We start from the raw sequence: 2,511 nt of genomic DNA, 5'->3' as shown, positions 1-2,511 counted from the left end.
TCAGCGCTTGATCGACGAATTCAACTTTACCCACGAAGAAGCCGCGGAAGCGGTCGGACGCTCACGTAGCGCGGTTTCCAACCTGCTACGGCTGCTGCACCTGGCTCAACCGGTGCAAACCATGCTGCTCGCCGGCGACCTCGACATGGGGCATGCGCGGGCCTTGCTGGCGGTCGATGCCGCGAGCCAGATCACAATGGCACATCAGGTGGTGAACAAGCGCATGTCGGTGCGCGATACCGAAAAACTGGTTACCGCCGCACTGAAATCCGCGCAAGCCGACGCTTCGCTGCGCCCGGTCAAGGCAGGAGGGCGCGACCTGGAGCGTCTCGAGGAAGAGCTGTCCGACGCACTGGCGGCCAATGTCAAAATCAAGCTGGGCCGCAAAGGGCGCGGTACGCTGACAATCGATTTTGGCAATCGCGATGCGCTGGAAGGCATCATCGACCGCTTGCGTACCGACCGCGCCGAAAGCGCCTGACGCCGTCCGCGTGACATCGGTGCCATCCAAACGCGTTGCCCCCGTGCGGCTATGGCGACATATCGTGCGCTGGACGGGACGCTGGGTGTCGGGTGAGCCGGTGCTGGCCATCCTGCTGTTGGCGTTCATCCTATTGGAAGCGCTGCGCCCTCAGACGCCGCCTGCGTTGATGGGCCTGGTCGACTGGCCGACGATAGTGACACTGGCCGGGCTGCTAATGCTGACCAAGGCCATCGAATTTTCAGGCGCGCTCGATTGGCTGGCGCGCCGGTTGCTGCAGCGAATTCACACGCAACGCGGCCTTGCATGCTTGCTGGTGTTGTTGGCCGCGGGCCTCGCGACGCTACTCACCAACGATGTCGCACTGTTCGCGGTGGTGCCGCTCGCGCTCTCGCTGCACAGGCTGACACCGCTGCCGATCAAACGGCTGGTGATCGCGATCGCGCTCGCGGTCAACGCGGGTTCGGTGCTCACACCGCTGGGCAATCCCCAAAATCTGTTTCTCTGGCAAAGCAGCGGCGTCTCGTTTCTTGCGTTCACCTGGGCCTTGGCGCCGCTGGCCGGCGTGTTGATGCTGATGCTCGTACTGCTGACGATATTTCTGTTTCCCCCCAAGAAGTTTGCCCTACCCACGGGAAGTGGTTCCGCTCCCCATACGCTCGCGCACCCACCGCTCGATATCCCGTTGATCTGCGTGACGGGCCTGGCCTTCATCGCTTTCGTGGTCTTGGCGGATCTGCGTCATGAATTGATCGCCTGGTCCTTGGTGTTGGTGGGGTATGGATTGTGGCGCCGCAATGCCGTACTGAAAATCGACTGGCTGCTGCTGTTGATTTTCGTACTGATGTTCATCGTGCTGCGCGGCGTGGCGGCGTTGCCCGTCATTCATGGCTTGCTGGCGGGCGTCGATCTACGAGCGCCGCTGCGGGTGTATCTCGCCGCAGCGCTATTGTCGCAGGGCATCAGCAACGTACCGGCGACCATTTTGCTGGCCGAATTCACCCGCAACTGGCACGCGCTGGCGTATGGGGTGAGCGTCGGAGGGTTCGGTATCGGAATCGGCTCGCTCGCGAACCTGATCGCCATCCGTCTGGCGGGCGAACGCGGCATCTGGGGACCTTTCCATGCGATCTCGCTGCCGTTTTTTGGGTTGGCGACGGGCGCGGGGGCGGGCCTGCTGTTTTACCTGGGTAAGTGAGCCAACCCGTGAGCCAACCCGTGAGCCAACCCGTGAGCCAACCCGTGAGCCAACCCGTGCGCCAACCTGTTGAACTGCCACTTGCATTAGCCACGTTTGAAAGCCGTTGTGCTGATGCTACAGCTTTTCCCGCCGCGGCAAGTGGGCCGCCAGAGCGCTCCCGCGGAGGGGTGCGTAGGACCCTGTTGACGCGATATTTGCGCCGTTTGTAAGGTGCTCAGGATTCGTCTTACAGGGTCGTAAAAAAAACCAAAACCGACCAAAGCGCACGACCGATCGGGACCGAAAAACAGCCATACCCAAGAAGCGATTTGCGGGTGTAAAGTCTTGAATCGGCAGTAAGAATCGCTTACAATCGCTCCGATTTATCAGTTTGATGGGCCCGAAAGCCTTGTGTAAGGCGTGGGCCGGACTAAGGAAGTACGATGACGCGTGAAGTACATGGCGTGCCGCCCGTTGGGCCGTCCGCCGAACAGGACGCGCGCGACAACCCCGATGTTCGGACAATATACCGCCAAGACCAATGGGACGTCGAGCAAGACAATAATATCGTTCCGCTTACACGGGCTGAGGCAGAGAAGCTGTTTGGTCCGGATGTGAGTCGTCCATCTCGCGTTACGCCACTAAAAGTGGTGGCCGCGCAAATGGTTTTGTCCCTGGTTGTGACACTGGTGTGGTGGTTATTCGACCGCCAGGGACCGGTCGCGCTGTCCGCACTGTTGGGTGGCGCAATTTGCTGGATCCCGAGTTGCCTGTTCGCATTGGGTCTGAAACGCGTGAAGCGTCCGACCTTGATGACCCTGATAGGGGGGGCGGCGATCAAGACGGGGAT

The 2,511-nt window shown here is 60.9% G+C and carries 4 protein-coding genes; all 4 read left to right on the top strand.

All coding sequences use genetic code 11. The annotated features are described in order from the left end of the window. On the top strand, nt 1-481 hold a 481-nt coding region (locus tag M0974_RS11930), incomplete at its 5' end, for a ParB/RepB/Spo0J family partition protein (protein ID WP_297836466.1). A 64-nt stretch (nt 482-545) separates the two neighbouring features. Further along, a complete protein-coding gene (locus tag M0974_RS11925; RefSeq protein WP_297836464.1) occupies nt 546-1,679 on the top strand; it encodes an SLC13 family permease in 1,134 nt (377 codons plus the stop codon). Continuing rightward, complete coding sequence (locus tag M0974_RS33310; RefSeq protein ID WP_367278996.1) at nt 1,627-1,752, top strand: PT domain-containing protein; 126 nt, start codon at nt 1,627-1,629, stop codon at nt 1,750-1,752. The genes M0974_RS11925 and M0974_RS33310 overlap by 53 nt, the downstream gene beginning before the upstream one ends. Before the next feature lie 352 nt (nt 1,753-2,104). Further along, a partial coding sequence (locus M0974_RS11920) for an ATP synthase subunit I (RefSeq protein WP_297836463.1) occupies nt 2,105-2,511 on the top strand: 407 nt, incomplete at its 3' end.

The sequence above is a fragment of the Pseudomonas sp. genome (assembly GCF_026224925.1).
Classification (GTDB): domain Bacteria; phylum Pseudomonadota; class Gammaproteobacteria; order Pseudomonadales; family Pseudomonadaceae; genus Aquipseudomonas.
This window is presented reverse-complemented; position numbering and strand designations above follow the sequence as displayed.